Below are 26,336 nucleotides of genomic sequence, written 5' to 3'. Positions count from 1 at the left end.
AAGTATAAAAAAATCTTGAATTTATAGAAATAATTTATATATTATATAGTATGAAATATATACTGATTATCTTACTTATATTATCTTTTGTATCATGTAAAAGTACCAATACTCAAATGGTAGCTGTTTCAGAAGAAGTGCATAATAAAGAAACTACTTCTATTCCTAAAGCTATTACATTAAAAGACAGAGCTGGATATTATAAAAGTAAAAGTCCTTATTTTACATTTAATGTAGATTTAAAAGAAAATGGATATGCTAATGTAGTATTAAAAGGCTGGATGGTTTATAGAGGTATTGTAAAGGTTGGAGACCCAGATTCTGAAGATAAAAAATTCAGATTAGATATAGACAATATAACTTATGTAATACTCGAGTTCAAAGATTTAGATAATGCCAAAGCTTCTGTAATATTAAAAGGTGTAGTTCAGCAGTCTCTTGATATGGATAAAATTTAATTAAAAAAATCCCTCACTTTTAGCATCTTTACTCATAAGTTCTGTTAAAGTATTTTGTATATCAGCATTATTAAAAAGTATATTGTATATGGCTTCTGTTATAGGCATGTAAATATTATTTTTCTGAGCATACTCATAAGCAGCAGTTGCAGCATACACACCTTCTGCCACCTGACCATGATTTTCAGCTATTACATCTTCATATTTTTTACCTTTAGCCAATTCTCGCCCTAGTCTATTGTTTCTACTTAAAGAACTTGAACAAGTAACTATTAAGTCCCCTATACCAGAAAGTCCGTACATAGTGTCTATTCTAGCCCCTTTACTCAAAGCAAATCTTACTATTTCATGAAGTCCTCTTGTTATAAGGGCAGCCTTTGTATTATCTCCAAGATGAAGTCCGTCTACTATACCGCCTGCAATAGCTATGATGTTTTTTAAAGCTCCGCCTATTTCAACACCTTTCTGATCTGTAGAATTATATATTCTAAATTTGGGTGGAACGGTTAAAGTATCTCTCACATATTCAGAAACTCCTTTCTCTCCTCCTACAACTACAGCAGTAGGCACTCCCTTAGCAGCTTCTTCAGCATGAGATGGTCCTGAAAGTGTAAGTATTGATAAATCTCCTGATATAATGCTTCTAGCTACTTCGCTCATAGTTTTGCCTGTCTTTCTATCAAGACCTTTAGTTGCTGATACAAGTATTTGATTACTACTTATATAAGGCTCTATATTTGTACAAGCTTCAGCAAATGCAAAAGACGGAGTTACTATTATGATTATTTCATTATCATTAACAGCTTCTCCAACATCCATTGTGAAGTTTATATTTTTATTTAATTCTATATTTTCAAGATAATTATCATTTCTATGAGTTGTACTTAATAATTTATAGCTTTCTTCACTATGAACCCATACTTTAATATTATGTTTTTCAGAAAAAATATTTGCAAGAGCAAGTCCCCAACCACCTGCACCTATAATACCTACATTTGCCATAATCTGCCCTACTTCATTTTATAATATAGTATCTATTAGTATATATAAAAAATAACTATTATCAATATATAATTGTAAAAATGTTATGTAAACTTATTATATTTTATTTAAAAGATTTTTCAAGTAAAATGCATATATTATTAAGCAAATCTTCTTTTTTTATTTTCTTGTCATTTATATTGTCATCTTTCACCCAGCAAAGTATCACAGAAACCAAAGCACCTGAAAAAAACTGAGACATAATTTTTGTATTTTCAGTATTTTCACTTTTCATAGTTTCATCTAAATATTCTAAAAATATTCTATAAAGTGATGAGACAAATAATAATGTATTATTAGAGTCTATTAATGATACATTAAAATACTGTCTATTATCATCAAAGTAATTAATAACTTTTTCTAATATTTTTCTATAGTTCTTTCTAAAATCATATATAGAATTATCTTTTCTCAATTCTTTTATAATATCCTCTTTTATATCTTCTATAATGGAGTTTAAAAGTTCTTCTTTATTATTAAAATGATCATAAAATGTAACTCTGTTTACTAGTGCATGTTCGCATATTTCTGTTACGCTTATATCTTTTAATGAATTGCTTTTTAAAAGTTCAAGTAAGGATTCTTTTAAAAGTTTTTGAGTTTTTATAATTCTTAAATCTTTTTTTTCTTCTTTTTTCATATTTTATAAATAATACAAGTTATTCAAAAATAATATTACAATAAAAATAGACTTTGTCAAAATTTTTTTTATTATTTAAATAATAAAAATAAAAAATCAGCCTTGAATATAATTTATATACTCAAGGCCTATAATGATAATTAAAAATTTATATGAAGGACAAATCTAACAATCTAATTTTTGCTGTATAATACAACTGATTCATAAGGTTTTAACTTTAAAATATTATCGAGCATTAGGTCATCACTATAATTTGAAAGAAGAATCTTTGAAGTTTTTACGTCAAAATTAATACCGCTTAAATTTGCAGTGCATTCATTGCCGTAAAAATTATTTATAACCAAAATTTTTTCATTGTTATATTCTCTTATAAAGGAAAGTACATTTTTATCATCTTTTAATATTGGTATAGTTTTACCTTCTGAAATAACTTTATAATCTTTTCTCAATTTTATCAATTTTTTATAATGATTAAGAATAGAGTTTTCATCTTTAAGATTATTTTCAGCATTTATTTCTTTGTAATTAGATATAATTTCTATCCAAGGCTTAGCATTTGAAAATCCTGCATTCTTTTTATCATTCCACTGCATAGGAGTTCTGGCATTATCTCTTGACCTGCTTTGAAGTATTTTATATATCTCTTTCTCTTCTATTCCATTATTTTTAAGTATATTAAAATAGTTTAATGACTCAACATCTTTGTATTGATTAATATCATTAAAATAAGCATTGGTCATACCTATTTCTTCACCTTGATAAATATAAGGAGTACCTCTCAAACAATGAATAACTGCAGCAAGCATTTTAGCTGATTCTTTATAATATTTTTTATCATCGCCGAATCTTGAAACTATTCTTGGCTGATCATGATTGCACCAAAATAAAGCAGACCATGCATTATTACTTTGCATTCCTTCCTGCCAAGAAAACAAAATATTTTTTAACTCCTGAAAATCAAAATCCATTAACTGCCATTTATCCTTATTTTTATAATCAACTTTAAGATGATGAAAGCTAAATACCATGCTAAGTTCATTTTCTTTTTCACCTGAATATTTTATACAGTTTTCTATACTCGTTGATGACATTTCTCCAACTGTTACAGCATTATCATATTTACCGAAAGTATTTTTGTTTAATTCTTTTAAATATTTATGTATATTTATTCCATCTGTATAAAAGCGTCTTCCGTCCCCTTCAAAATCATCTTCAAAAACTTTAGGTTTAGATATTAAATTAATAACATCAAATCTAAATCCATAAACACCTTTACCTATCCAAAAATTTACTATGTCAAATATTTCTTTTCTAACCTCTTCATTATCCCAATTCAAATCAGCCTGACTAACATCAAATAAATGCAAATAATACTCATCAAATTTTTCTATATACTGCCAAGCACTGCCTCCAAATTTAGATATCCAGTTGGTAGGAGGCTCTTTTTTACCATTAATTACTCTTCCTTCTTTGAATATATAATAGTTTTTATATTTTTCTTCTCCATTAATGGCCTTTTTAAACCACTCATGCTCAGTAGAAGTATGATTAAATACCATATCAAACATTATATCTATATTTCTTTTCTTAGCTTCTCTTATAAGTTCCTCTACATCTTCCATAGTTCCATAAGAAGGATCAACATTATAATAATCAGCAACATCGTAGCCGTTATCTTTTTGAGGCGAAACAAAGAAAGGAGTTGTCCATATTATATCTATTCCCAAATCGGACAAATAATCTAATTTTGATATTATACCTCTTATATCTCCAAGTCCGTCATTATTGCTGTCCATAAATGATTTTGGATATATTTGATAAACAACTTTATTTTTAAAATTCATAAATAATTCCTATTAATTTATAATTATATATTATAGATTTTATATAGGCAGTTAAATAATTTTATATTTAACTGCCAACTATATGAACCTATAAATATTTACCCAGCTTTTTTATTATTTTATTTCTATTATTTTACCTTCACCATTTTTAATAATGGCATTTTCTTTTAATAAATTAATTTTACTTCCATCAGTAAATACAACAGGTGATACTAAAGACTTACCATGATTTTTTACATATTCCAAATCAACTTTTGCTATAATATCTCCTTTTTTTACCTTATCGCCTGCCTTAACAAATGCTTCAAATCCTTCACCTTTAAGTTCTACAGTATCCATACCAATATGAATAAGTATTTCTTTTCCATCTTTAGTTTCTATTCCATAAGCATGTTTAGTAGGAAATGCTGCAGTTATCTCCCCATCACAAGGAGAAGTAACTTTGCCGTCATATAATTCTACAGCAAATCCCTCTCCCATAGCTCCGCTTGAAAAAGCTTCATCTGCTATACTTGATAATTTATAAACTTTACCGCTCATAGGTGAAACAAAATTATCATCATCTAAAATTGTTAAATTATCTGAAGTATTTGAATTTTTAGCATCTTCTGTATTATTATCAATATTATCAATTAAATCCTCTGCTTTTAATTTTTTCTTTCCTACTATCAAAGTTAATATTAATGGTATAGCTATAGCAAAAATCATAGCAACAGCAAACATTAACATGTGCCTAGGCTGAATTGAAAGTATACCAGGGATTCCTCCTATACCTATAGAAGTAGCCATAACTTTAGAACCTACTGATATAACTGCTGCTATACAGGAACCTATTAAAGCACATATAAAAGGAAAACCATATTTTAAGTTTACTCCAAATAATGCAGGCTCTGTTACTCCTAAATAACATGATATAAAAGCAGGTATATTTATTTGTTTAGCTTTATTATTTTTTTTCTGAAGTATAGCCATAGCAACTACTGCAGAACCTTGTGCTATATTTGATAATGCTATCATAGGCCATAACATAGTACCGCCAAACTGACTCATAAGCTGCAAATCAATGGCATTTGACATATGATGAAGTCCTGTTATAACCAGAGGGGCGTAGAAAAATCCGAATACTCCTGCAAATAAAACTCCAAATTTTGATGTTAAACCGTTATATACAACATAAGAAACAGCCTCCCCTATCTTCCAGCCTATAGGACCTACAACTGCATGGGCTATAATAACTGTAGGTATAAGCGAAGCAAAAGGTATAATAACCATAGATATATATTCTGGAACAACCTTTCTCCAAAACTTCTCTAAATAAACCAATACAAATCCTGCCATTATAGCTGGTATGACCTGAGCCTGATATCCAACCATAGGCATTTTAAAAAATCCAAAATCGTAAAATTTAGGATCAACAGTACCTACTAAATAAGCATTAACAAGCTGAGGAGAAACTAATGTAATACCTAAAACTATACCTAATATCTGAGTAGTACCCATTTTTTTGGTAATAGACCAAGTAATACCTACTGGAAGATAATGAAATATTGCCTCCCCTATTAGCCATAAAAAATCATTAGTGCCAGACCAAAATTGAGATATTTGAGTTAAACTCTTAGTACCCTCTTCAAAAAATTTTATATCTGATATTATACTTCTAAATCCTAATATAAAACCTCCGCATATAATAGCTGGAATAAGAGGTGAAAATATTTCCGCTATATTAGACATTAAACGCTGAAGAAATGTTTGATTTCCTTTTGCCGATTCTTTTACGGCATCCTTACTAACTCCTTCTATACCAGAAATCTTTACAAATTCATTATAATATTCAGAAACTTCATTTCCTATTATCACCTGAAATTGTCCAGACTGAGTAAAAGTACCTTTTGTAGATTTTAAATTTTCTATTGCCTTTACATCTGCTTTTTTTGTATCAATCAAAACAAAACGCATTCTTGTAACACAGTGTGTTATTGCTTTAATATTTTCTTTTCCGCCTACATATTTTAATAGTAATTTGGCATCTTCAGCAAACTTTCCCATAAAATATACCTCCGAAAGTTTTAATTATCATTAACTTGTACGTACATATTAACATATACGTACAAGTTTGTCAATTATATATAAACTCTTTTTACTATTTTTTTTCATAAAAAAATAGTAATGATGATACAAAATATAAAGTTAAAATAATTATAAAATTTTATAGATAATTAAAACGTATTAAAATATATTTATCTTCTGGCAAAATCTCTGAATTTAAATTTATCTGGTCTGTGTCTGGCTGAAGTAAGCTGAAAAACTCTTGTATCTGATAAAAATGTTTTTGATTCTACATTTATTATCATATCATAATCTTTCAAATCTAAAAGTTTTTTATCATTATTATTTACTTTCTCGCATGATATTTCTCTTTCTGCATATGATATCTTTAGTTTAAGATTATTTTCTATATATTCGTATAGAGAATCTTTTAAAATATTTTCATCTATAAATGGTATAATAGAAGCATTGATAAAATCTATATCAAGTATAATATTTTCTCCATCTATATTTCTGATTCTTTCTATAGACCATACTCTATCATTATCATTTAGTTTTAATGTTTTTTTTATTAATAAATTAGGTTTTATACATTCACATTTATTAACAATAGTTTCTGCTTTACCATACATTTTTGATGATACTTCTTTAAAACTAAATATTCCTCCAAATTCAAAATTATATATATTAGAATTTATTACTATTGAACCTTTGCCCTTATGTTTCTGAATGCATCCATTATTTGATAATAACTGCAATGATTTTCTTATCGTATCTCTTGAGGCTTTGTATTCATTCATCAAATCATATTCACTTGGAAGTATATCTCCTTCTTTAAAATGTCCGAATTTTATTTTATCAAGCAAACTATTATAAATATCTTCGTATTTTGCTGCCATAACAACCTCTGAAATTAATTAAAAAAATTATAATACAAAAATGATTGTTTGTAAATATAGCTATTAATATTTATAAGTGTTGTATTTTACATATGTAAAAAAATAAATATAATTTACAAAAATAAAAAAATGTAGTTTATTATACAATAGTAATTTTATTGTACTTGATAAAAAAATCAAAAATAATAAAATGTATACAATATTTTTAATAGGTGTTAGAAAGTGTTAAGGAAATTGATATATATTATTATTTTTAACTCAGTTTTTTTTAATTTTTTTATTTTTGCCCAAACTAATAACAATATAGTACTTCCATATGCACAATACATGGAAAGAATAAAAATATTAATACCAGAAATGAAATTAACAGCATCTCAAGAAAGTAATGCATATAATAATTTGACAAAAGCAAAAAGCTCAGGCGATGTAAAGTTTGATTTGCAGGCGGGGGCTATAGGAAAGCAGGCTCATTCTGATGAATACAGTTTCATACCAGTTTCAGACTTTAATTATAATGGCTTTAGAATAGGTGCAGGTTTCAGCGGACTTATACCCTATTCTGGTACTAGATGGTCTGTAGAAATTAAACATGACAGTTTTTTTGGTGATTTCAAAACTGGAGATATTACACTGCCTGTAGATACTCCTTTTGGAACTGTTAACGGGAAATTACCAAACTTGAGTACCAATGATTTTAAATATTATTATCCAAGCATTAAAATACAAATAGCTCAGCCAATATTAAGAGATTTTTTTGGTAAGCTAGACAGATACCCTATAAAAGATGCAGAATATCAGCTTACAATAGCCAAATTAAAAAGAATGATAGATGACAACAGCGTATTAACATCTTATCAGAAAATATATTATCAATGGATAATGGCTAGAAAATTAATAGCTTTGTATGATGCCATGATTAGAGAAGCTAGAAGTTTTGAAAATCAGGTTTATAAAAGATATTCAAGCGGAGTTATAGATAATGACTCATATCAGAATGCAAGAAGGCAAACTTTAAAATATATAGAAGCAAAAGATAAATCAGAGTTGATGCTTAAAAAAATTATAAGAAATATAAAGTTCTTCATACCAGAAGAAAATATTATACCAAATGAAGACGACTGGACTCAGACTCTTGAAACTTCTATTAATGCAAAAGTGGATATAGTGCCGTTTTTAGAAAGTGCTCAGGGACAAATGGCATATCAATTAAAATTAAGAAGCGAATATGCACTCTCTATAATGAAAAATAATGCTTTGCCAGACTTATCTATAGTAGGAAGCGTATCATTATCTAGTTTGGACGACAGCGGATATTTTAAATCTTTTTCTACTATGACAAATGTTGATTATTTTGTAGGGCTTATGTTTTCTTATCCTATAGGAGGACGTGATGCCAAAGCTAAAATGGAAGATGCTTATGCTGCTTTAAATGCTGTTACTGCTGACTTTGACAGAGTTAATAGGGATTTTGATGTGCAGATAGGTACTTATTATGATGAGTTTGAAACGTATAAAAAAATGCTTGAAAATAAAAAACTAGAAGTTAATGCAATAGTATCAAGAATAAATACTCAAAATGCCAAATTCAGACAGGGTCGTTTACCTATAGATGAAATAATAAATGCTAGGCTTGATTTAGCACAGGCAAGAGCTGAACTTCTAAATCTTGAATATATGATAATAAGTACTGTAATGGACTATAATTCACTTGTGCTTCTTAGTAATTAGAGAATTATTAGTTTTATTAAAAAAAACAATAATAAATTAATTTTGTGTTGGGAAAATAATATATGAATAAAATTATAGAACTATTTGCAAAAAACAGATTATTGGTTAATGTAATCATTTTAATAACTTTAGCAGTTGGAATATACTCCTATCTTAATATAAAAAAAGAGGCATTCCCATCTACAAACTTTGATGTTATGATAGTTCAGGTTATATACCCAGGGGCTTCTCCAGAAGATGTTGAACAATATGCTATGATACCAATAGAAGATGAGCTTCAGACTATAGCAGGTATTGATGAGTTTTATTCTATAATAATAGAAAATGCAGGCATACTTACTATAAGAATAGATATGAATTTAAAAGATTCAAGACCAGTAAAAGATGAAATATTTAGAAGACTTCAGAATGCTCCTAATGTATCAAAAGATGTTTCAGAAATCAAAATTTTTGAAGCTAATGCAAATAGAATGCCTATATACAATTTGGGTATAAGATTTAAAGAAGGACTGGAAGGAAGTGAAAAAGAACTTTATGATATATCTAAAAGATTTGAAAAAGAATTAAAATATGTAGACGGAGTTGCAAATATAGAAGTATACGGAAGAACAGACCCAGAAATACAAATATTAGCAGACCCTTATAAATTAAGAGAATACTATACTTCATTAACAGAAATCATACAGGCATTATCTTTAAGAAATATACGCTCTACAAGCGGAAGTATGAAGCCTTCAGAAAGTGATAACTTAGAAGATAAAAATAAACTTCTTGTTACTACAGGACAATTTCAAGACCCATTATCTATTACAAATGTTATAGTGCGTTCTATATTTAACGGACAGCCTGTAAGAATAGGAGATATTGCAAGAGTTGAAGAATTATTTGTTGATAAAAGTGTGTATATGAGAGTTAATAGTAAGCATGGATACTCTATAAATATAATAAAAAAAGAAGATGCTGATATATTAAAAACTATTGATAATGTTAATAAATATTTTGAAAAAAATAAATCTACCATTCCAAGCAATATAGAAATAGTACCTATGGCCGATAACTCAAGAACTATTACAGACTTGCTTAATGCAGTTTCTTCAAATATTATAACTGGTTTTATCATCATATTTATAATACTTATTATATTTTTGGATTTTAAGAGTGCAATATTTACTTCGCTTGGAATGCTTATAGTTATTTCTGTTTCTCTTATTTATATGACATACTCTGGAATTACTTTTAATATAATATCTCTAGGCGGAATCATAACTGTACTTGGTATGATAGTGGACAATTCTATAGTAGTGTCGGAGAATATTTTTAATTATCATCAAAGAGGAATAAAAGGACTTGAAGCTACAAAAAATGCTGTGGGAGAAGTATTTATGCCTATGCTTGTTTCTACTCTCACAACAGTGGCATCATTTGCTCCTATAATATTTGTTACTGGTACTATGGGAAGATTAATTAATCAGTATCCTAGAGTTGTTATTGTGGCATTAGTAGTAAGTATATTTCAGGCTGTTTTGCTTCTTCCTAATAACTTAATTACCAAAGAAGAGCTTACTGGAGAACATAAAAGAAAAAGATTTAATTTTAAAAATCCGCTTGATTTTGATAAAGATAAATTATTTGATAAATTAAAAATTCCATTTGTTAAGTTTTTAAGATTTACATTAAAGTTTAGATATATTGTTCTTATATTTTTTATAGTTACACTTCTTATCACTCTTTTAATAGCAAAATCAATATTTGCAAAGTTTACTTTAGTTTATGATACAAGTGCTGATGTTATAGTTGTTAATATAGATACAGGTGTTGGAAGTTCTATATACAAAACAGAAAAGTATCTTCAAAAAGTAGAAAATATCATTTATGAAACAATAAATACTAATGATATAGTGGCAGTTTATAGTTTACTTGGAAAGCAATTAGATAAAAATACTGTAGAGATATCAGAAGAGATGGATAATATTGCAGGCACTATGATATATTTAGTTCCAGCCAATAACAGAGAAAAAATAGCCTATGATATAGCAGATGATTTAAATGCAGCTATAGAAAAAAGCGGGATAAAAGATGAACTAGAGCTTATAACAGTTAATACGAAACTTCCAATAAACCCCGGAAAAGCAGTTGACATAAAAATAATAGGAAATGATACTGCTATGGTTAAAGAAGTAAAAGATAAAATGAAAGAACATCTTTTAAGTTTAGACGGAGTAGTCAATTACGATGATGATGATAAAATAGGACAGGAAGAATTGAGAGTAATATTTGATTATGACAGAATGTCTGAACTCGGAGTTAATGTAGCATATGCGGCAAGAGAATTAAGAGCTGCTTATTCTGGAATAGTAGCAACTTCAATACAGGAGTTTGAAAATAAATTAGACTTTAGAGTACGTTTAGATAAAAAATATACTTATGATACTAATGTACTTAATAATCTTTTAATACCAAATACCTATTACAGACTTATACAATTAAAAGATATAGCAGATATATACATTACAAATAATCAGTCAAGCATAAGACACTATAACGGTAAAAAATCTATAACTATGACTGCAGACCTTGAACAGGGAAAAAATACTGCCATACAAGTAACATATGCAATGCAGGATTATTTTAATTCTATAGCTAAAGATTACCCTAATATAAGCGTAGAGTTTGCAGGAGAGGTAAAAGAAACAAGAGGCTCTATAATAGGTATAGCTTGGGGATATTTAATTGCCATAATAGCTATATATGTAATACTTCTACTTCAGTTTAATAAATTCGTTCAGCCTTTTATGATACTTGGTATAATACCTTTTGGAATAATCGGTGTTATACTAGGATTTGCAGCTCATAGAATGCCTATGTCATTCGTTGGTGCTGTTGGTATAGTTGGGCTTGCAGGTGTTGTTGTAAACAATGGTATTATAATGGTTGATTTAATAAACAGAATACTTGAAGGAGGCAATATACATAACAAACAAGATGTATTAAATGCCGTTGTGGAAGGTGCAGGAGACAGATTTAGGGCAATATTTCTCACAACTGTAACTACAATATTCGGACTTCTTCCAACTGTTTATGGTATAGGCGGACGTGCTGATTTGATAGTACCTATGGTAATGTCTATGGCTTACGGACTTTTATTTGCTGCACTTTTGACATTGATACTGCTTCCTTCTCTATTTATGATCTCTGCCGATTTGAAGCTTATAAAAATAAATTATCAGAAATAATTTTATATATTATTTTTTATATATATTTTTTAATAAAAAATATTTTGCAATTTTAATTTACTCTAGTATAATCTTTATATAAATAAAATCATGAGTTGCTTTATGTTAAAAGATATACCTAAATATATAAAATACAGAATTGATAGAATGCTTAATAAGGGTCTGCTTTATCAATTACTTCTTTTGGTATTTGCAATAATAATACTGCTTTTAATAGTATCCATATTTATAATAGTATTTTTTAATTATCCGCCTAAAGATGCATTTTGGGACAGTTTGATGCAGTTTATAGATACTGGAAACATATCTTCTGTAGACGGCAGTACTGGTATTGTATTAACTTTTCTTATGGTAACTTTTATAGGAGTATGCGGCTGGGGTTCTCTTATAGCTATGATTAATAAAGCTCTTCAGGATAGAATTAATAATTTAAGCAAAGGTAATGCTTTTATTATGGAAAAAAACCATGCTATTATATTAGGATACGGTGAAGAGGCTTTAACTATAGTAGAAGAGTTTATTATGGCTAAAGTAAAAACTATTATCATACTATCCGAACATAATGTTGATATAATAAGAAAAAGAATATCATTTATAAAAGGAAGTAAACAAACCAATATAATAATAAGAGAAGGCTCCGCAAGCAGAATAGAAAATATTAAACTTCTTAATATAGCAAAATCTTCAAGTATATCAATAATAAATAATGATGATACAGAGTCATTAAATATACTTCTAGCTTTAAAAAAGATAGTCGAAGAAGAAGAACTTGATAAAAAAATAAATATATGTGTATTAGTTCATGAAGAGGATACTATTGAAATAATAAAATCTATCGAAGAGAAAAACTTTGTTATACATGTTATTTATAAATATGAGATATTATACAAACTTATAGCTCAAAGTATAATTTATACTGGGCTTAGCAATGTTTATGAAGATTTATTTTCCAATGACGGCAATGTATTTTATATAGAAACTGATCATGATTTTAATGACTGCAAATTTGAAGATGCAGCTTTAAAATATCTTGAAAGAGGTATGATACTTCTAGGTATAACAAAAGAGGACAGAAGTCAGTTGTTAATACCTAATTATGATTATTTATTAAAAAAAGAAAATAGACTTGTAATACTTTCAAGAAACAATAATGATGATAATATAAAAGAATACCCTGATATAAAACCAAGCATTATAAAATATAAAAATAATATATTATTAATATGCGAAGAAAACAGATATGATGAAATAATAAAAGAGATTTCTGAATATATGGAAAATCATAATACAAGTATGATTAGTTACAATTCAATAAAATCTCAAAAAAATAAATATAAGTTTATGCGTGAAAAACTAAAAAAAGAAAATACTACAAAAATAGTTTTAATATCAGAAGATAATCTTACTGATGTTAAAAGCATTAATATACTTTTAATCATAAGACAGATTATAAGAAAAGAGAATTTAAATATAGCAATACTTTCTTTATTAAACTCTATACAAAAAAGGAATTTAATATATTCTGATGATGTGAGAGATTTTATAGTAAGCGGTAAATTAATAGGTATGCTTATGGCTCAGGCTTCTATAAGTTCAAATATATTGTATATTTTCTACGGGCTTTTAAGTAAGAATGGAAAAGATATAATAATGTCGCCCTACTCCGATTATTTTAATGAATCAAAAAGTTTTAAAGATGTTTATTTGTACTTGCTTAGAAAAAAGGTTATTATCATTGGGGTAAAAAGATATAATGATGTTATTATCAATCCGAATAATGACTGCATGTTAGATAATAAAGATGAAATAATCATTATTACAAACTATGTACTTGAAGAAGAAAATGAAGAGCTAATTTTTTAAAACTAAATATTTTACTCCATTAACTTAATTATATCATTATAATTTTTTTGCTTAGCATAGAATAAAGCATCATTACCATGTTTATTTACTATAGACTTATCAGCATTTGCTTTAATTAATAACTCTACAACTTTTATATGCCCTTCCATACATGCTAATATAAGAGCTGTATTTCCTACATCATCTTGTACATTAACATTAATATTTTTAGCAATAATTTTTTCTATAACATCTTCATCACCGAATATAGCCGCATCTAAAAAAGTTTCTTCATCTTGAGTGAGGGGATATAGTTTATTATATGGTATTAATAAAACAGATATTATAATTAATGGTATTAGTATAATATTTTTCATCATAAACACCTCCTGTAATTTAGATGATATAATATATGTTAATAAAACAAAAACTATCCTTAATGATTTAAGAATAGTTTTATAAAGATGTGGAGGTTATGGGGATCGAACCCACGACCTACTGCGTGCAAGGCAGTCGCTCTCCCAAACTGAGCTAAACCCCCGTATATGTATTATAAAGAACCTGAGCGTGTGGGCCTGGGAGGAATTGAACCACCGACCTTTCGATTATCAGTCGAACGCTCTAGCCATCTGAGCTACAGGCCCTTTTAATCATCAACGATATGGATTAGATTATACCATAATTAAAAAAAATAACAAGCCTTTTTTTAAAAAATAATAATATTTTTTAAAAATATGTTGTAAAAAACCTTATTCTACTATAATATATAGAAAATAAAAATACAGAAATAATTTTATGAATAACAACTTTTTTGATAAAGATAAAAATAATAATTCATTAACTCATAATAAAATACTAGTAAACGGCGGAGAGATATTATTAGTTTTGATAATATCAAGTGCTTTTTTTTATTTTTGCTATTTAATTAGAGAAATTATAAACCCTATTATATTATTTATTGTTCTAATAGCAGCATTAATCCCATTTTGGAGATATATATGGGCTAAAACTTCTATATTTTTGATATTATGTCTCTTTACTTTATGGGTAATTAAAGAAGCTGGTTATTTAGTGGCTCCTTTTATATGGGGTATATTTATTGCATATATGTTCGATCCTCTTATAACAAAAATGCAGACAAAAATTCCAAGAATAGTAGCTGTACTTTTTATTTTTATTCCGCTTATTATAATTGCTGTAATATTTTTTGTATTTATACTGCCTAGAACTATAGAAGAGATGGAAATAATATTAAGAAGTCTTCCGCAGTATGTAGATAAAATATACAACTCTATTTCATCACTATTAATTTCAATATCAGATAAATTGAATAAATCCATAGGAAAAAGTTTTGATATTGATATGGCAATAGATGCTGCTTCTATAAAAGATTTTTTATTTGGAAGTGACGGAATATTCACGCTAATATATAAAAAAATGATAGATTTCAGATTTCAGAACATTTCAAGTTTAACTACAATATTTAGTGTAATATTTTCATACTTTGTAATACTTCCTTTTGTAACTTTTTATTTGATGCTTGATTTTCAGAATATTAAATCAAAAATTATAAAAATAATACCTATGAGATGGCAGACTTCTATAAACGAAATAATAAAAAAATCTAATTCCATTATTAACGGTTATGTAAGAGGAATGACTATACTTGCTCTCTCATTTTTTATAATAAGCTATATACTTTTATCTGTAACTAATACAAAATACGCTTTTATTTTAGCTTTATTAAGAGGACTTCTTAACTATATCCCTTTTATAGGACCATTTGCTGCATTTATAACTGCCCTATTAGCAGGCATTATTACAGAAAATATATGGTGGCATGGGGCTTTAAAAATATGCATAATATTTGGTTTTGTACAAATACTAGATTCTGGATTAATGGCGCCAAAAATACTTGGTAAATCTGTTAAAATACACCCTATAGCTGTAATGTTTAGTACCATTATAGGAGGAGTATTATTCGGATTTTTAGGAATATTATTCTCTGTACCATTCTGCGGAATTGTTTTATTAGTGGTTCAGAACTTTTTTAATAAATACTATCATTCAAAATTTTATACTTTAACTAAAAGAGGAAAATAATGTTATTATATTTAATACCTATATTTATAATATTACCGCTTATATTAATGGCAATTATGATATTTCTTCCAACTGTTATAGGAAAAAGAATGCCGCCTTCTTTTTCTAAAGAAAAAACTCAGGTATTTGATATACCAAGAAATGAATTATATCATCTTCTAATAGACTACGAAAATTATCCTGCTTGGCTTAAATATATATCCATAGTACGTGTTGAAAAATTAGAAGGAAATAAACTAAAAATAATGCAGACATATTCAAATAGAAGAACATATCAGGAATTAATAGAAGTAAGAAGAGTAGAAAACAGTGAAATATCTATAGTAAAAACTGAAAATGAATTTACAGCTTTATGGACTTATATACTAGAAGATGCTGAAAATGGCGGAACTAGAATGACTATAAAAGAAACATTGTACGTATACCACCCATATTTAAGATTTATGTTAAAATATGTTCTTATAGATGAAAATGGTAAAAGCGACTTTTTTAGAAGACTAAGAAACTTCATTAATAAAAATAGAAAATAATTAACTATTTTCTGTTTTTTTCGCCCCATACACATATAGCATCCAGTATTGGTATTAAAGATTTTCCTCTTTTTGAAAGACTATACTCTACTTTAGGCGGTATTTGAGGATACTCTTTTCTACTTACTAAATCGTCTTTTTCTAACTCTTTTAAAGTTAAACTCAATGTTTTATGTGATATTCCTGATATTATTCTTTTCAATTCATTATATCTTACAACTTTTAATTCTGACAATATATATAATATTATCATCTTATACTTACCAGATATCAATGACATAGTATAGGCAAAACCTGTATCTTCCATATATTTTTCTTTCAAACTCTCTTTTGGCATGAAACTATCCTTTTACTTTACTTATAGTTAGTATATAACATTTTTGTTAGTACTTGATTATACCAATATATAATACTATAATAATAATATCAATAACAATTTATAGTAAAAGGAGTTAAAAAATGAAAAAAATACTAATATTAAACGGAAGCCCAAGACCAAACGGTAATACTGAAGCATTAATAGAAGAGTTTATTAAAGGAGCAAAACTTAACGGAAATAATATAATAAAATTCGATTTAGATAAAATGAATATACATGGCTGTAAAGGCTGCTTAAAAGGAGGAAAAGATAAAGAAAGTCCTTGCACACAAAAAGATGATATGCTAAAAATATATCCGCACTATAAAGAAGCAGATATATTAGTACTAGCTTCACCTATGTATTATTGGGCTTTCAGTTCACAATTAAAAACTGCAATAGACAGATTATTTGCAGTTACAGAAATAGACCCTAATTATAAAACGCCGTACAAAGAATGCATCATGCTTATGGCGGCAGAAGGAAATGATGAAAATAATTCTAAACCTGTAATAGAATACTATAAATATCTTTTAAATTATCTAGGCTGGAAAGATTTAGGATATTTAATAGCAGGAGGAGTATTTAATATAGGCGATATTAAAGGAAAGGAAGAATTAAATAAAGCATTTGAAATTGGTAAATTGATATTATAGCATTTACATTAATGAATTTTAATATATAATATATAGTCAATAAAATTAAAAAAGGATAAAAATATATGCTTAATTTTGAGCCTATTAGTTTAGATAAACAAGAACTTTATCATAAATATTTTTCTATAACACCAGAACAATCAGCAGATTACACATTTATGAATCTTCTAGGACTTAAAGATATATATATGCTTGAGTGGGCATTTACAGAAAAGCTAGTTTGGATAAGACAGAAATCACCATACATTACTTACTGGGCACCTGTGGGAGATTGGTTTAATACTGATTTCTGCAATGATATGGGACCTTGCGAAATATCAGGAGAAGCTGTTATAAGAATACCAAAGGAACTTGCTTTATTTTGGGAGAAAACTACTAAAATAAAAGTAAAAGAAAGCAGAGATGAATGGGAATATTTATACGATTTTAATGAACTAGTTACACTTTCAGGAAAAAAATTCCATAATAAGAAGAATCTGTATAATCAATTTATAAAAAATGATTTTGAGTACAAGCCTATAGATAAAACTATTGTAAAAGATATACTTGATTTTGAAGCCAAATGGGAAGAAGAAGAAAAAAAGAATAATGATGCATCTCAAAATAACACAGAAGAATGCGAAGCCTTTGACAGTAATAAATTATTATCACATGAAGTAAGAGCAGAAGCTGACACAATAATGATAAGAACTTTACTTGATAATTGGGATATCATAAACAATATAGCAGGCGGTGCGATATACGTTGATAAAAAAGTAGCTGCATATACAATAGCTGATTTGAGCATGAGAGATACAATAGTAGTTCACTCTGAAAGAGGAGATAGAAATTATAAAGGTACTTATCAGGCTATAAACAGAATGTTTTTAGAAAATTTAAAAAATTATGTAAGCGATTATGAGAGATTTAAATTTGTTAATAGAGAACAGGACGTAGGAGATTTGGGACTTAGAAAAGCAAAATTATCATATAATCCAGTGGGTTATGTGGAGAAATATAAAGGTTTTTGTGCAGAGTTTTAATGAACTCTATAAAACCAACTGCAGCTTCTTTCATATAAAATAATTCAAATAAAAAAGGTGCAAATCTAATCTTGAAGATTTACACCTTTAATTTTTTTAATACTTAATATTAACCAAGTATAGCCAAAAGTACTCCAGCAGCAACTGCAGAACCAATTACACCAGAAACGTTTGGTCCCATAGCATGCATAAGTAAGAAGTTATGAGGGTTAGATTCCTGTCCTACTTTATTAGCAACTCTAGCAGCCATAGGAACAGCAGATACACCAGCAGCACCAATAAGCGGATTGATTTTATCTTTGCTGAATAAATTCATTAATTTAGCAAGAAGTACACCGCCAGCAGTACCCATAGAGAATGCTACTAAACCTAATACTAATATACCAAGTGTTTCAAAACGTAAGAACTTATCAGCAGCTAATTTACTTCCAACTGATAAACCTAACATAATTGTAACAATGTTTATTAATTCATTCTGAGCAGTTTTTGAAAGTCTCTCAGTAACACCAGATTCTTTAAGCAAATTACCAAACATAACAGCACCAATAAGAGGAGCAGCATCAGGTAAAAGTAAAGCTACAAGTATTATAACGCTAAGAGGGAAAATAATTTTTTCTCTTTTACTTACAGGGCGTAACTGTTTCATTTCAATTTTTCTTTCCTGTTCAGTAGTAAGCCATTTCATAATAGGAGGCTGAATAATAGGAACCAATGCCATATAAGAATAAGCAGCAACAGCAATAGCACCTAATAAAGAAGGCGAAAGTCTTGAAGCTGTAAATATAGCAGTAGGACCGTCAGCACCTCCTATAATACCTATAGAAGCAGCATCTTTCAAAGTGAAAGAAATTACTGGAACATAAGCAGATAGAATCATAGCACCAAGCAAAGTACCGAATATACCTATTTGAGCAGCAGCACCTAATAATGCAGTTTTAGGGTTAGCAATAAGTGGTCCGAAATCTGTCATAGCACCAACACCTATGAATATGAATAATGGGAACAATCCAGATTCAATACCAAAAGTGTATATCTGACCTAAAAAACCTCCGCTGCTTAAAGTTACTGGTATACCATTCATAACTTCGACTACAGGAAGTGCCGCAATATTAGCAATAGGAATATTAGCCAAAATACCGCCCATACCTATAGGAATAAGAAGTAATGGTTCAAAACCTTTAGCTATAGCAAGATAAACTAAAACTAATCCCACACAAATCATTATAAGATTCTGCCATAGCGGAACAGATTTTACTTTAATATCATTTAATTTAGTTTGATATTTTTCTTGTTTGCTGCTTTCAGCTTTAGCCTGAGCTTCTGCTATTTCCTGTTCGCTTCTAGGAAAAAGACCTCCGAAAGCAGTATTTCTAGCTAAAGAAATAAGCGAATCTTTTATATTAAGGGGTTTCTGAGCACTTTCCTGAGGAAGCACTACTGATGCAGTCATAAAGACAAGTGCAAATACTAAAAATATTTTTCTCATTATTTTTATCTCCTTACAACAAGCATCATTATCAGCCTACAATAGCCAATTCCTGACCAGCAACTACAGCGTCTCCTGGTTTAACTTTAACTTCTTTAACAACACCATTAGCAGAAGATTTTATTTCTACTTCCATTTTCATAGCTTCTACTATTAATACTGTAGAACCATCTTGAACTTGTGTTCCTACTGGAGCTACTATTTTTAATACAGTACCAGGTAAACCAGCTGTAACTGGAGTAGCAGAACCTGAAGAAGCAGGAGCAGCAGCCTGAGAAGCACCAGCAGCTATACCGTCTTTAATAGTATAGTCATAACTTACTCCGTCAACTATAGCTTTACCGTTTTCTATTTTTATTCCATAGCTTGAACCGCCTACAGTAACTGTAACTTCATTGCTTGCAGCTTGAGAAGAACCAGAAGAAGCAGCATTAGGAGCATTTTTTCTGATACCAAGTTTAGCTTCGCCTTTAAGGAACTGTATACCTTTTTCTTTACAAGCAGCAGCTATAAATACATTTTCATCTGAAAGATCTGTGATACCAGCATCTTTTAAAGCCTGTTCTGCAGCTTTTCTTCCTTTTTTAGGGTTTTTATCATCTATATCCATAGCAAGTTCAGTTGTAGGCTGTAAACCTAATTGCTCGCTTGCTATTTTTACTATTTCTGGGTCTGGAGTAGAAGGAGTTTTACCAAAATATCCTAATACCATTTTACCATATCCATCAGCTATTTTTTTCCAATTACCCTGCATTACATTATTAAATGCTTGTTGGAAATAGAATTGAGATACTGGAGTTACAGAAGTACCAAAACCGCCTTTTTTTACCACTTCAGTCATAGCTTTTATAACTTCTGGGAATCTGTTCATTACATTAATATCTCTCATCATTTGAGTATTAGCAGTTAAAGCACCGCCCGGCATTGGAGCAAATGGAATCATAGGCTCTACTGTTCTGCTTTCTGGCGGTAAGAAATAATCTTTCATACAGTCTTTAAATACTTCTTCTGCTTCTCTGATTTTATCTATATCAATATTTAATTCATATTCAGTTCCTCTTAAAGCATGCCACATAACTATTAAGTCTGTTTGACAAGTACCGCCTGATACTGGAGCAGCTGAAAGGTCTATACAATCAGCACCTGCATCTAATGCAGCTCTGTACTGAACAGCACCTATACCAGCTGTTTCATGGCTGTGAACTTGTATATGCATATCAGAACCTAAAAGTTTTCTAGCTTCTTTAACTGTATCATAAACAACTTGAGGAGTTGAAGTACCTGAAGCATCTTTAAAACATACTGAATCAAATTCAACATTATCTTTAATTTGTTTTAATACTTTTGCATAAAAAGCAGCATCATGGGCACCTTCGCATCCAGGAGGCAAAGCCATCATACTAACACATACTTGGTGTTTTAATCCAGCTTCTTTAATGCATTTACCGCTGAAAATAAGGTTATTAACATCGTTTAAAGCGTCAAAGTTTCTAATAGTTGTAACACCATGTTTTTTGAATAACTGAGCATGCATTTTTATCATTTCTCTAGGCTGAGATTCCAAACCAACTACGTTTACACCTCTTGCTAATGTTTGTAAGTTAACATCTGGACCTACTGTTTTTCTGAAAGTATCCATTACATCAAAAGCATTTTCCTGATTGTAGAAAAAAGCACTTTGGAAAGTTGCACCGCCGCCTGATTCAAAATATGTAACGCCTGCTTTAACAAAAGCCTCTACTGCAGGCATAAAATCCTTAGATAATACTCTAGCACCATAAACGGACTGAAAACCATCTCTGAATGCTGTTAGCATAAATTTTACTTCTTTTTTAGCCATTCTTATATCTCCTTAAAAAACTCACTATTACTTAGATTTATTGCTATGAACATGTGCCAAAGCTATAGCTATAGCAACCATTTTATCATTATTTACTGTTTGAACTGGTGCTGGAGAAGATGAAGAGGCCTCTTGAGGAGGAGGCATTAACTTATCTACCTGAGCTACAACAGCACTAACAAATTTCATAACGAAAACTAATATGATTAAAAACAATACAACAACGCCCATACCTATGACCATTATTTGTAGAGCTTCCATGATACTACTGTTCATCAAAAATACTCCTATTACTGTAAATTTTTAATACTGCATTATACACTATCTTCTACTTATATACAAGTGTATTTATTACAAAATATAGCTTTTATTTCACAATATCATTGACTTTATAGAAATACTTTATATAATAACTGATATTTATTTAGTTAACTTAATAGGGTAAAATTATGAACATTAATTCATCTATCTCAAGTATGCCTATAGCTGTTTTTGATTCTGGTTTCGGAGGATTAACTGTATTAAAACAATTATTGCAAATACTGCCTAATGAAAACTATATATATTTGGGTGATAATGTTAATATACCATACGGGGATAAGTCAGAAGAAGAAATTATTAATCTTACATCAAAAATGGTAGAATTCTTAATAAGTAAAAAATGCAAGATAATTATAATAGCTTGCAATACTATATCAGCATGTGCATATGATATATTAAAACAAAAATATGACATTCCTATTATAGAAGTAATATCAAATGGGGTAGCTGATGCTTTAAATAAAACAAAAAATAATAATATATCTGTAATGGCTACAGAGTTTACAGTTCATTCTGGTGTGTATAAAAACAAAATAAAGAAGCAAAATAAAGAAAGCAAAATTACTCAAATAGCATGCAAAGATCTATGCCCTATGATAGAAAATGATTGGTACAGCTATGATAATAGATTTGAAGTTTTAAAAAATTATTTAAAAAATATAGATGAAAAATCAGATACTTTAATACTTGCATGCACTCATTATCCTCATATAATTGATGATATAAAAAAAACTTTGGAAAATAATGTAAATAACTCTATACAAAATATTATAGACCCAGCTTATCATACTTCTATATCTGTAAAAGAATATTTGAAAAAAAATAATTTAATAAATACAGATAAAAGTGATGATATAATAATATATACAACAGCATCAGTAGAGAAAGAAGAAAAGATTATAAATATATTTATGCCTAAAGATAGAAAATACAAATTAGAACAAATAAAATTATAAGTATATAAAATGATAAATTAATAAATCTCTTTTATGCCGCTGTCAATATCAAATATCCAATGTTTATTAAATACTTTTTTATAAGAGTAACCAAACGGAAACTTACCAATAGATACAGCAAAAAATTTGTTTCCGTTATTTCTTTGCTTTGAACATATTTTCACTAAATTGTCTGGCATATCTTCCATAATAAAATCAGATAATACTAATACATCAGCATTCTTGAAAGAAGATGTGTTCATTACTCTGTTTGCCTCATAAAGTGCTTTATATATATCAGAGCCTCCATGATAGCTTAATTTTAAAAACTTTATTAAATCTTCAATACCATTATTTTTAGTAAATCTGCAAGTATATATTTCAGTGCTGAAGTTTATAAGATAAGCATTCCTATTCTCAGATAGAGCCTGCATTACCATTTTAAACATTATAGCTTTTGCAATATACTCACTAGTTCCTTTCATAGATCCGCTTGTGTCTATACATATAATCATATCCCCTTTGCCTTCTTTATATCCAGCTTTAACAATGTCAAAATCATGTTCATTAAATACATAAGCACTCTTATCAAAACACATAAGCCTATTTTCTATATATTTAAGCTTAAATAATTTTTCGCTATCTTCGCTACACAAAAGTGAAAGCTCTTCTGGAACCACATTTTCTATATCTTTAGCAAAATATATACCAACTATCTCCTCTTTAGAGCTTATCTTTTTATTTGTATAACTATAAGTATTTTTAAACTCTATATTTTTTAAAGCCTTTTCAATATCAACTCTTTTTCCAATACTGTCGCATATAGTTTCTATTTCTTTTTTATATTTATTTATAAACTCAACCCATCTCTCTAATAAAGATATATCATTTTCTTCAAGCTCCCCTACCCTAAAATCCCATAATACTCCTATTTTTATTCTTAATATATTTGACATGTATCTTAATTTTTTAATCAAACTAATCCAAGATTCTATATCTGAAATAAATTTATCCCTTTTTTCTTTAACTGTATGAACAAGCCATTCATTATTTTTTTTATTATAAGTTTTCTGCCATGAAGATAAAATATTATTTTTTATTATGTTTAAATTAATATTTAAACTCTCAGAATTATGCAGCTTATCTTTCCAAAACTCTACACTGCTATCATCTGATAAAATACTAAAACTATTTAAATCATTTATAATATCTTCTTTTGTAGTTTTTATATTTTTATTTTTTAAGACTTTTAATTTTTTTAATGATATTTCTAATTCTGTTTTATTTTCATCATAAGGATTATTTTCGTTGGTAAAAGTATTTAAATCTTTTTTCCATTTTGTTATTTTTACTTCAAGCTCTTCCTCAAGTCTTTTTTCATTTATGTTTTCAAAAGAGCCGTAAAAAACTCCTCTTGCCATACTTTCAGTTTTTTTTATTTCGTTTCTATATGAATCATTATTAAATTGTTTCATGATTTTCTATTTCGCTTTTTACTCTTTGAGCGTCTAATTTTTCGCTTTCAAGATTATCTATATAAGAATTAAATATATCATCAAAAATATTAAATTTTTCCTCTGAAATAAATATACTTTTAGTATTTTTTTTATTTGCATTATAATCATTTTTTAAGTTTATAATTATATTTTCAATACTTGATATTAATGAATTAAGAAGTTTTATATATGAAGATTTTTTTTCTTTTTCCTGTTTTTTATATCCGATTTTTTTCATATAAAAGTCTGGTTCAAACTCTTCTAAAAACTCATAATTTTTTGATAATTTATTTGATACAAAACCATTAACAGAAGTAGCAGAATTTATTTCTACAGTGCATTTATCAGTACCATTAAAACTGCATCTGAATTTTTTTGTCTGATTTCTTGATAAATCCAAAGGATAAAAATAACCTTTTTTACCTAGCTGTTTTATTGGTATATATATTATAGTCTCGCCTTTATTTCCGTATTCATCTATATTTATATTTAATGTTTTCGCAATATGCGGTTTATCATCAATATTTTCTGTATCATAAGTTTTTTCTAATTCATAAAACTCATTATCTATATTTTCCTGAACACTCTTAAAACTCTCTCTCCATTCATTAATATGTTCATTATTAAAACTATATGACTCTCTTACTGCATTTTCAACTATAGTACCTACAACTTCAATATGTTCCTCCAAACTCCATAAACAATTCTCTATTAAAAAAGCCTCGTAAATATCTGCCTCATCTTTATCATTTAAGTACGCTGCTGTTTTTAACAAGTATGATATATGCTGCCATCTTCTGTCTGATACATATATAGCAATATCTCTGTTATCTTCATTAAACTTTTCTATAGAGAGTTTAATTCTGTGAATTATATCAATAACTATTTTTGAAAGTTTTATATTATTAACTTCTTCTCTTATTTTTATCCATTCTTCTGATGATATTTTAATCTCTTCATCAATTTGTATATATGAATTAATTTCAGTATTTTGAAGTATCTTTTCAAAATTATCCTTATTTTTCATAGGTCTTACCATCAAACGCATGATAAATCTGTCATACAATGCTTCAAGCCCCTGACCTTCTGGCGGTGTTTCATTGCTTGCAGAAATCAATGCTTTTAATGGAACTTTGATTTCTTTATATCCGTTTTTAAAAACTCTTTCATTTATTATGGTTAAAAGCGTATTAAGTATTGCAGGAGTACTTTTCCAAATTTCATCTAAGAATGCAAAATCACAGTCTGGAAGATATCCTTCTATCTTTCTAATATATCTGTCATTTTTTAACTCTTCCAAACTAATAGGTCCGAATATATCCTCTGGTGTACTGAATCTTTGCATTAAATATCCGAAGTATTTTGATTCTCTAAAAGCTGATGATACTCTCTTTGCAATAAAACTTTTAGCTGTACCCGGAGGACCGTATAAAAATACTGGCTTTCCTGCTACGGCACTTAAAAACGTTAATGCAACTATTTCTTCTCTTTCATAAAGTCCATCTGAAAGCAGACTAATAATTTTTTCAATTCTTAATTTAGTATTTTTCATATATGTATTTCTCTCTTAATACTCAATACTTTTTACAGTAAACGTATAAAACTTATTATACCTAAACAATTTTATTTTGTCAAAATTAATTTTTTTAATTTAAAATATTTGCAGGGCTTTGCCCCGCACCCCAGTTCTTTTATTGGTATAAAAGAACCAAAAGAACTGAATTTTTGTCCTAAATTATTGATATACACTACATTTAATACGTATATATAAAATATAGAGTCCTAGCAATTGCGTTTTTCGCGAAGCGTGCCTTTGGCAAAAACTTTGGCGAAGCCCGCAGAGCGTGTGCGGCAAAAA

The 26,336-nt window shown here is 28.3% G+C and carries 21 protein-coding genes and 2 tRNA genes; 9 read left to right on the top strand and 14 right to left on the bottom strand.

The window, feature by feature from the left end:
- Positions 1–50: 50 nt before the first annotated feature.
- Positions 51–458: a hypothetical protein gene (locus tag F811_RS0111615; protein ID WP_026364440.1), complete on the top strand. Its 408-nt coding sequence runs from the start codon at positions 51–53 to the stop codon at positions 456–458.
- On the opposite strand, the gene F811_RS0111610 is transcribed toward F811_RS0111615, so the two are convergent.
- The 5 genes from F811_RS0111610 to treR form a co-directional block, all read right to left on the bottom strand.
- Positions 459–1,460, bottom strand: a complete 1,002-nt coding sequence (locus tag F811_RS0111610) for an NAD(P)H-dependent glycerol-3-phosphate dehydrogenase (RefSeq protein WP_020005409.1) — start codon at positions 1,458–1,460, stop codon at positions 459–461.
- Positions 1,461–1,563: 103 nt separating this feature from the next.
- Positions 1,564–2,139, bottom strand: coding sequence for a TetR/AcrR family transcriptional regulator (locus tag F811_RS0111605; RefSeq protein WP_020005408.1), 576 nt, complete (start codon positions 2,137–2,139; stop codon positions 1,564–1,566).
- 173 nt (positions 2,140–2,312) lie between these two features.
- Positions 2,313–3,983: an alpha,alpha-phosphotrehalase gene (treC, locus tag F811_RS0111600; RefSeq protein ID WP_020005407.1), complete on the bottom strand. Its 1,671-nt coding sequence runs from the start codon at positions 3,981–3,983 to the stop codon at positions 2,313–2,315.
- A gap of 114 nt (positions 3,984–4,097) precedes the next feature.
- A complete protein-coding gene (gene treP / locus F811_RS15780; protein ID WP_020005406.1) occupies positions 4,098–6,029 on the bottom strand; it encodes a PTS system trehalose-specific EIIBC component in 1,932 nt (643 codons plus the stop codon).
- Between the two features lie 191 nt (positions 6,030–6,220).
- Complete coding sequence (gene treR, locus F811_RS0111590) at positions 6,221–6,928, bottom strand: trehalose operon repressor (protein ID WP_020005405.1); 708 nt, start codon at positions 6,926–6,928, stop codon at positions 6,221–6,223.
- A gap of 222 nt (positions 6,929–7,150) precedes the next feature.
- Between treR and F811_RS0111585 the strand changes: the two genes are divergently transcribed.
- From F811_RS0111585 to F811_RS0111575, 3 genes are all read left to right on the top strand, one after another.
- Positions 7,151–8,656 carry a TolC family protein gene (locus F811_RS0111585; RefSeq protein ID WP_020005404.1) on the top strand — a complete coding sequence of 502 codons (1,506 nt, stop codon included), beginning with the start codon at positions 7,151–7,153 and terminating at the stop codon, positions 8,654–8,656.
- A 62-nt stretch (positions 8,657–8,718) separates the two neighbouring features.
- A complete protein-coding gene (locus F811_RS0111580) occupies positions 8,719–11,889 on the top strand; it encodes an efflux RND transporter permease subunit (RefSeq protein ID WP_020005403.1) in 3,171 nt (1,056 codons plus the stop codon).
- A gap of 102 nt (positions 11,890–11,991) precedes the next feature.
- Positions 11,992–13,752 (top strand): CASTOR/POLLUX-related putative ion channel, encoded by a 1,761-nt coding sequence (locus F811_RS0111575; RefSeq protein ID WP_020005402.1) that lies wholly within the window; start codon positions 11,992–11,994, stop codon positions 13,750–13,752.
- A gap of 11 nt (positions 13,753–13,763) precedes the next feature.
- On the opposite strand, the gene F811_RS0111570 is transcribed toward F811_RS0111575, so the two are convergent.
- The 3 genes from F811_RS0111570 to F811_RS0111560 form a co-directional block, all read right to left on the bottom strand.
- On the bottom strand, positions 13,764–14,108 hold the full coding sequence (locus tag F811_RS0111570; protein WP_026364439.1) for an ankyrin repeat domain-containing protein: 345 nt from the start codon (positions 14,106–14,108) through the stop codon (positions 13,764–13,766).
- A 90-nt stretch (positions 14,109–14,198) separates the two neighbouring features.
- A tRNA-Ala gene (locus F811_RS0111565) sits at positions 14,199–14,272 on the bottom strand.
- Positions 14,273–14,301: 29 nt separating this feature from the next.
- Positions 14,302–14,375, bottom strand: a tRNA-Ile gene (locus tag F811_RS0111560).
- A 151-nt stretch (positions 14,376–14,526) separates the two neighbouring features.
- Between F811_RS0111560 and F811_RS0111555 the strand changes: the two genes are divergently transcribed.
- On the top strand, positions 14,527–15,834 hold the full coding sequence (locus F811_RS0111555) for an AI-2E family transporter (RefSeq protein WP_020005400.1): 1,308 nt from the start codon (positions 14,527–14,529) through the stop codon (positions 15,832–15,834).
- Positions 15,834–16,364: an SRPBCC family protein gene (locus tag F811_RS0111550; RefSeq protein WP_020005399.1), complete on the top strand. Its 531-nt coding sequence runs from the start codon at positions 15,834–15,836 to the stop codon at positions 16,362–16,364. The genes F811_RS0111555 and F811_RS0111550 overlap by 1 nt, the downstream gene beginning before the upstream one ends.
- 4 nt (positions 16,365–16,368) lie before the next feature.
- Here F811_RS0111550 and F811_RS0111545 read toward each other — a convergent pair whose 3' ends face one another.
- The gene (locus tag F811_RS0111545) at positions 16,369–16,701 is read right to left on the bottom strand and encodes a winged helix-turn-helix transcriptional regulator (RefSeq protein ID WP_020005398.1); all 333 of its coding nucleotides are present in this window, start codon (positions 16,699–16,701) and stop codon (positions 16,369–16,371) included.
- Between the two features lie 122 nt (positions 16,702–16,823).
- Between F811_RS0111545 and F811_RS0111540 the strand changes: the two genes are divergently transcribed.
- Together F811_RS0111540 and F811_RS0111535 are read left to right on the top strand one after the other, a co-directional pair.
- On the top strand, positions 16,824–17,378 hold the full coding sequence (locus F811_RS0111540; protein WP_020005397.1) for a flavodoxin family protein: 555 nt from the start codon (positions 16,824–16,826) through the stop codon (positions 17,376–17,378).
- 65 nt (positions 17,379–17,443) lie between these two features.
- A complete protein-coding gene (locus F811_RS0111535) occupies positions 17,444–18,400 on the top strand; it encodes a DUF2156 domain-containing protein (RefSeq protein WP_020005396.1) in 957 nt (318 codons plus the stop codon).
- A 109-nt stretch (positions 18,401–18,509) separates the two neighbouring features.
- Here F811_RS0111535 and F811_RS0111530 read toward each other — a convergent pair whose 3' ends face one another.
- The 3 genes from F811_RS0111530 to F811_RS0111520 are packed head-to-tail and all read right to left on the bottom strand — an operon-like array spanning position 18,510 to position 22,002.
- Positions 18,510–19,886, bottom strand: coding sequence for a sodium ion-translocating decarboxylase subunit beta (locus F811_RS0111530; protein ID WP_020005395.1), 1,377 nt, complete (start codon positions 19,884–19,886; stop codon positions 18,510–18,512).
- A gap of 31 nt (positions 19,887–19,917) precedes the next feature.
- Entirely contained in the window at positions 19,918–21,726 is a 1,809-nt protein-coding gene (locus F811_RS0111525) for a biotin/lipoyl-containing protein (protein WP_020005394.1), read from the bottom strand.
- A 27-nt stretch (positions 21,727–21,753) separates the two neighbouring features.
- A complete protein-coding gene (locus F811_RS0111520; RefSeq protein ID WP_020005393.1) occupies positions 21,754–22,002 on the bottom strand; it encodes an OadG family protein in 249 nt (82 codons plus the stop codon).
- 173 nt (positions 22,003–22,175) lie between these two features.
- Between F811_RS0111520 and murI the strand changes: the two genes are divergently transcribed.
- Positions 22,176–23,003, top strand: coding sequence for a glutamate racemase (murI, locus tag F811_RS0111515; protein ID WP_020005392.1), 828 nt, complete (start codon positions 22,176–22,178; stop codon positions 23,001–23,003).
- 17 nt (positions 23,004–23,020) lie between these two features.
- On the opposite strand, the gene F811_RS0111510 is transcribed toward murI, so the two are convergent.
- Both F811_RS0111510 and F811_RS0111505 read right to left on the bottom strand, forming a co-directional pair.
- Positions 23,021–24,457 carry a VWA domain-containing protein gene (locus F811_RS0111510; RefSeq protein WP_020005391.1) on the bottom strand — a complete coding sequence of 479 codons (1,437 nt, stop codon included), beginning with the start codon at positions 24,455–24,457 and terminating at the stop codon, positions 23,021–23,023.
- Positions 24,444–26,030, bottom strand: a complete 1,587-nt coding sequence (locus F811_RS0111505) for an AAA family ATPase (protein WP_020005390.1) — start codon at positions 26,028–26,030, stop codon at positions 24,444–24,446. Before F811_RS0111505 ends, F811_RS0111510 begins: the two co-directional genes overlap by 14 nt.
- Positions 26,031–26,336: the final 306 nt, after the last annotated feature.

This window comes from Brachyspira innocens ATCC 29796, assembly GCF_000384655.1.
GTDB lineage: Bacteria > Spirochaetota > Brachyspiria > Brachyspirales > Brachyspiraceae > Brachyspira > Brachyspira innocens.
Note: the sequence above shows the minus strand (reverse complement) of the source record. Positions and strands in the feature narration are given on the sequence as shown.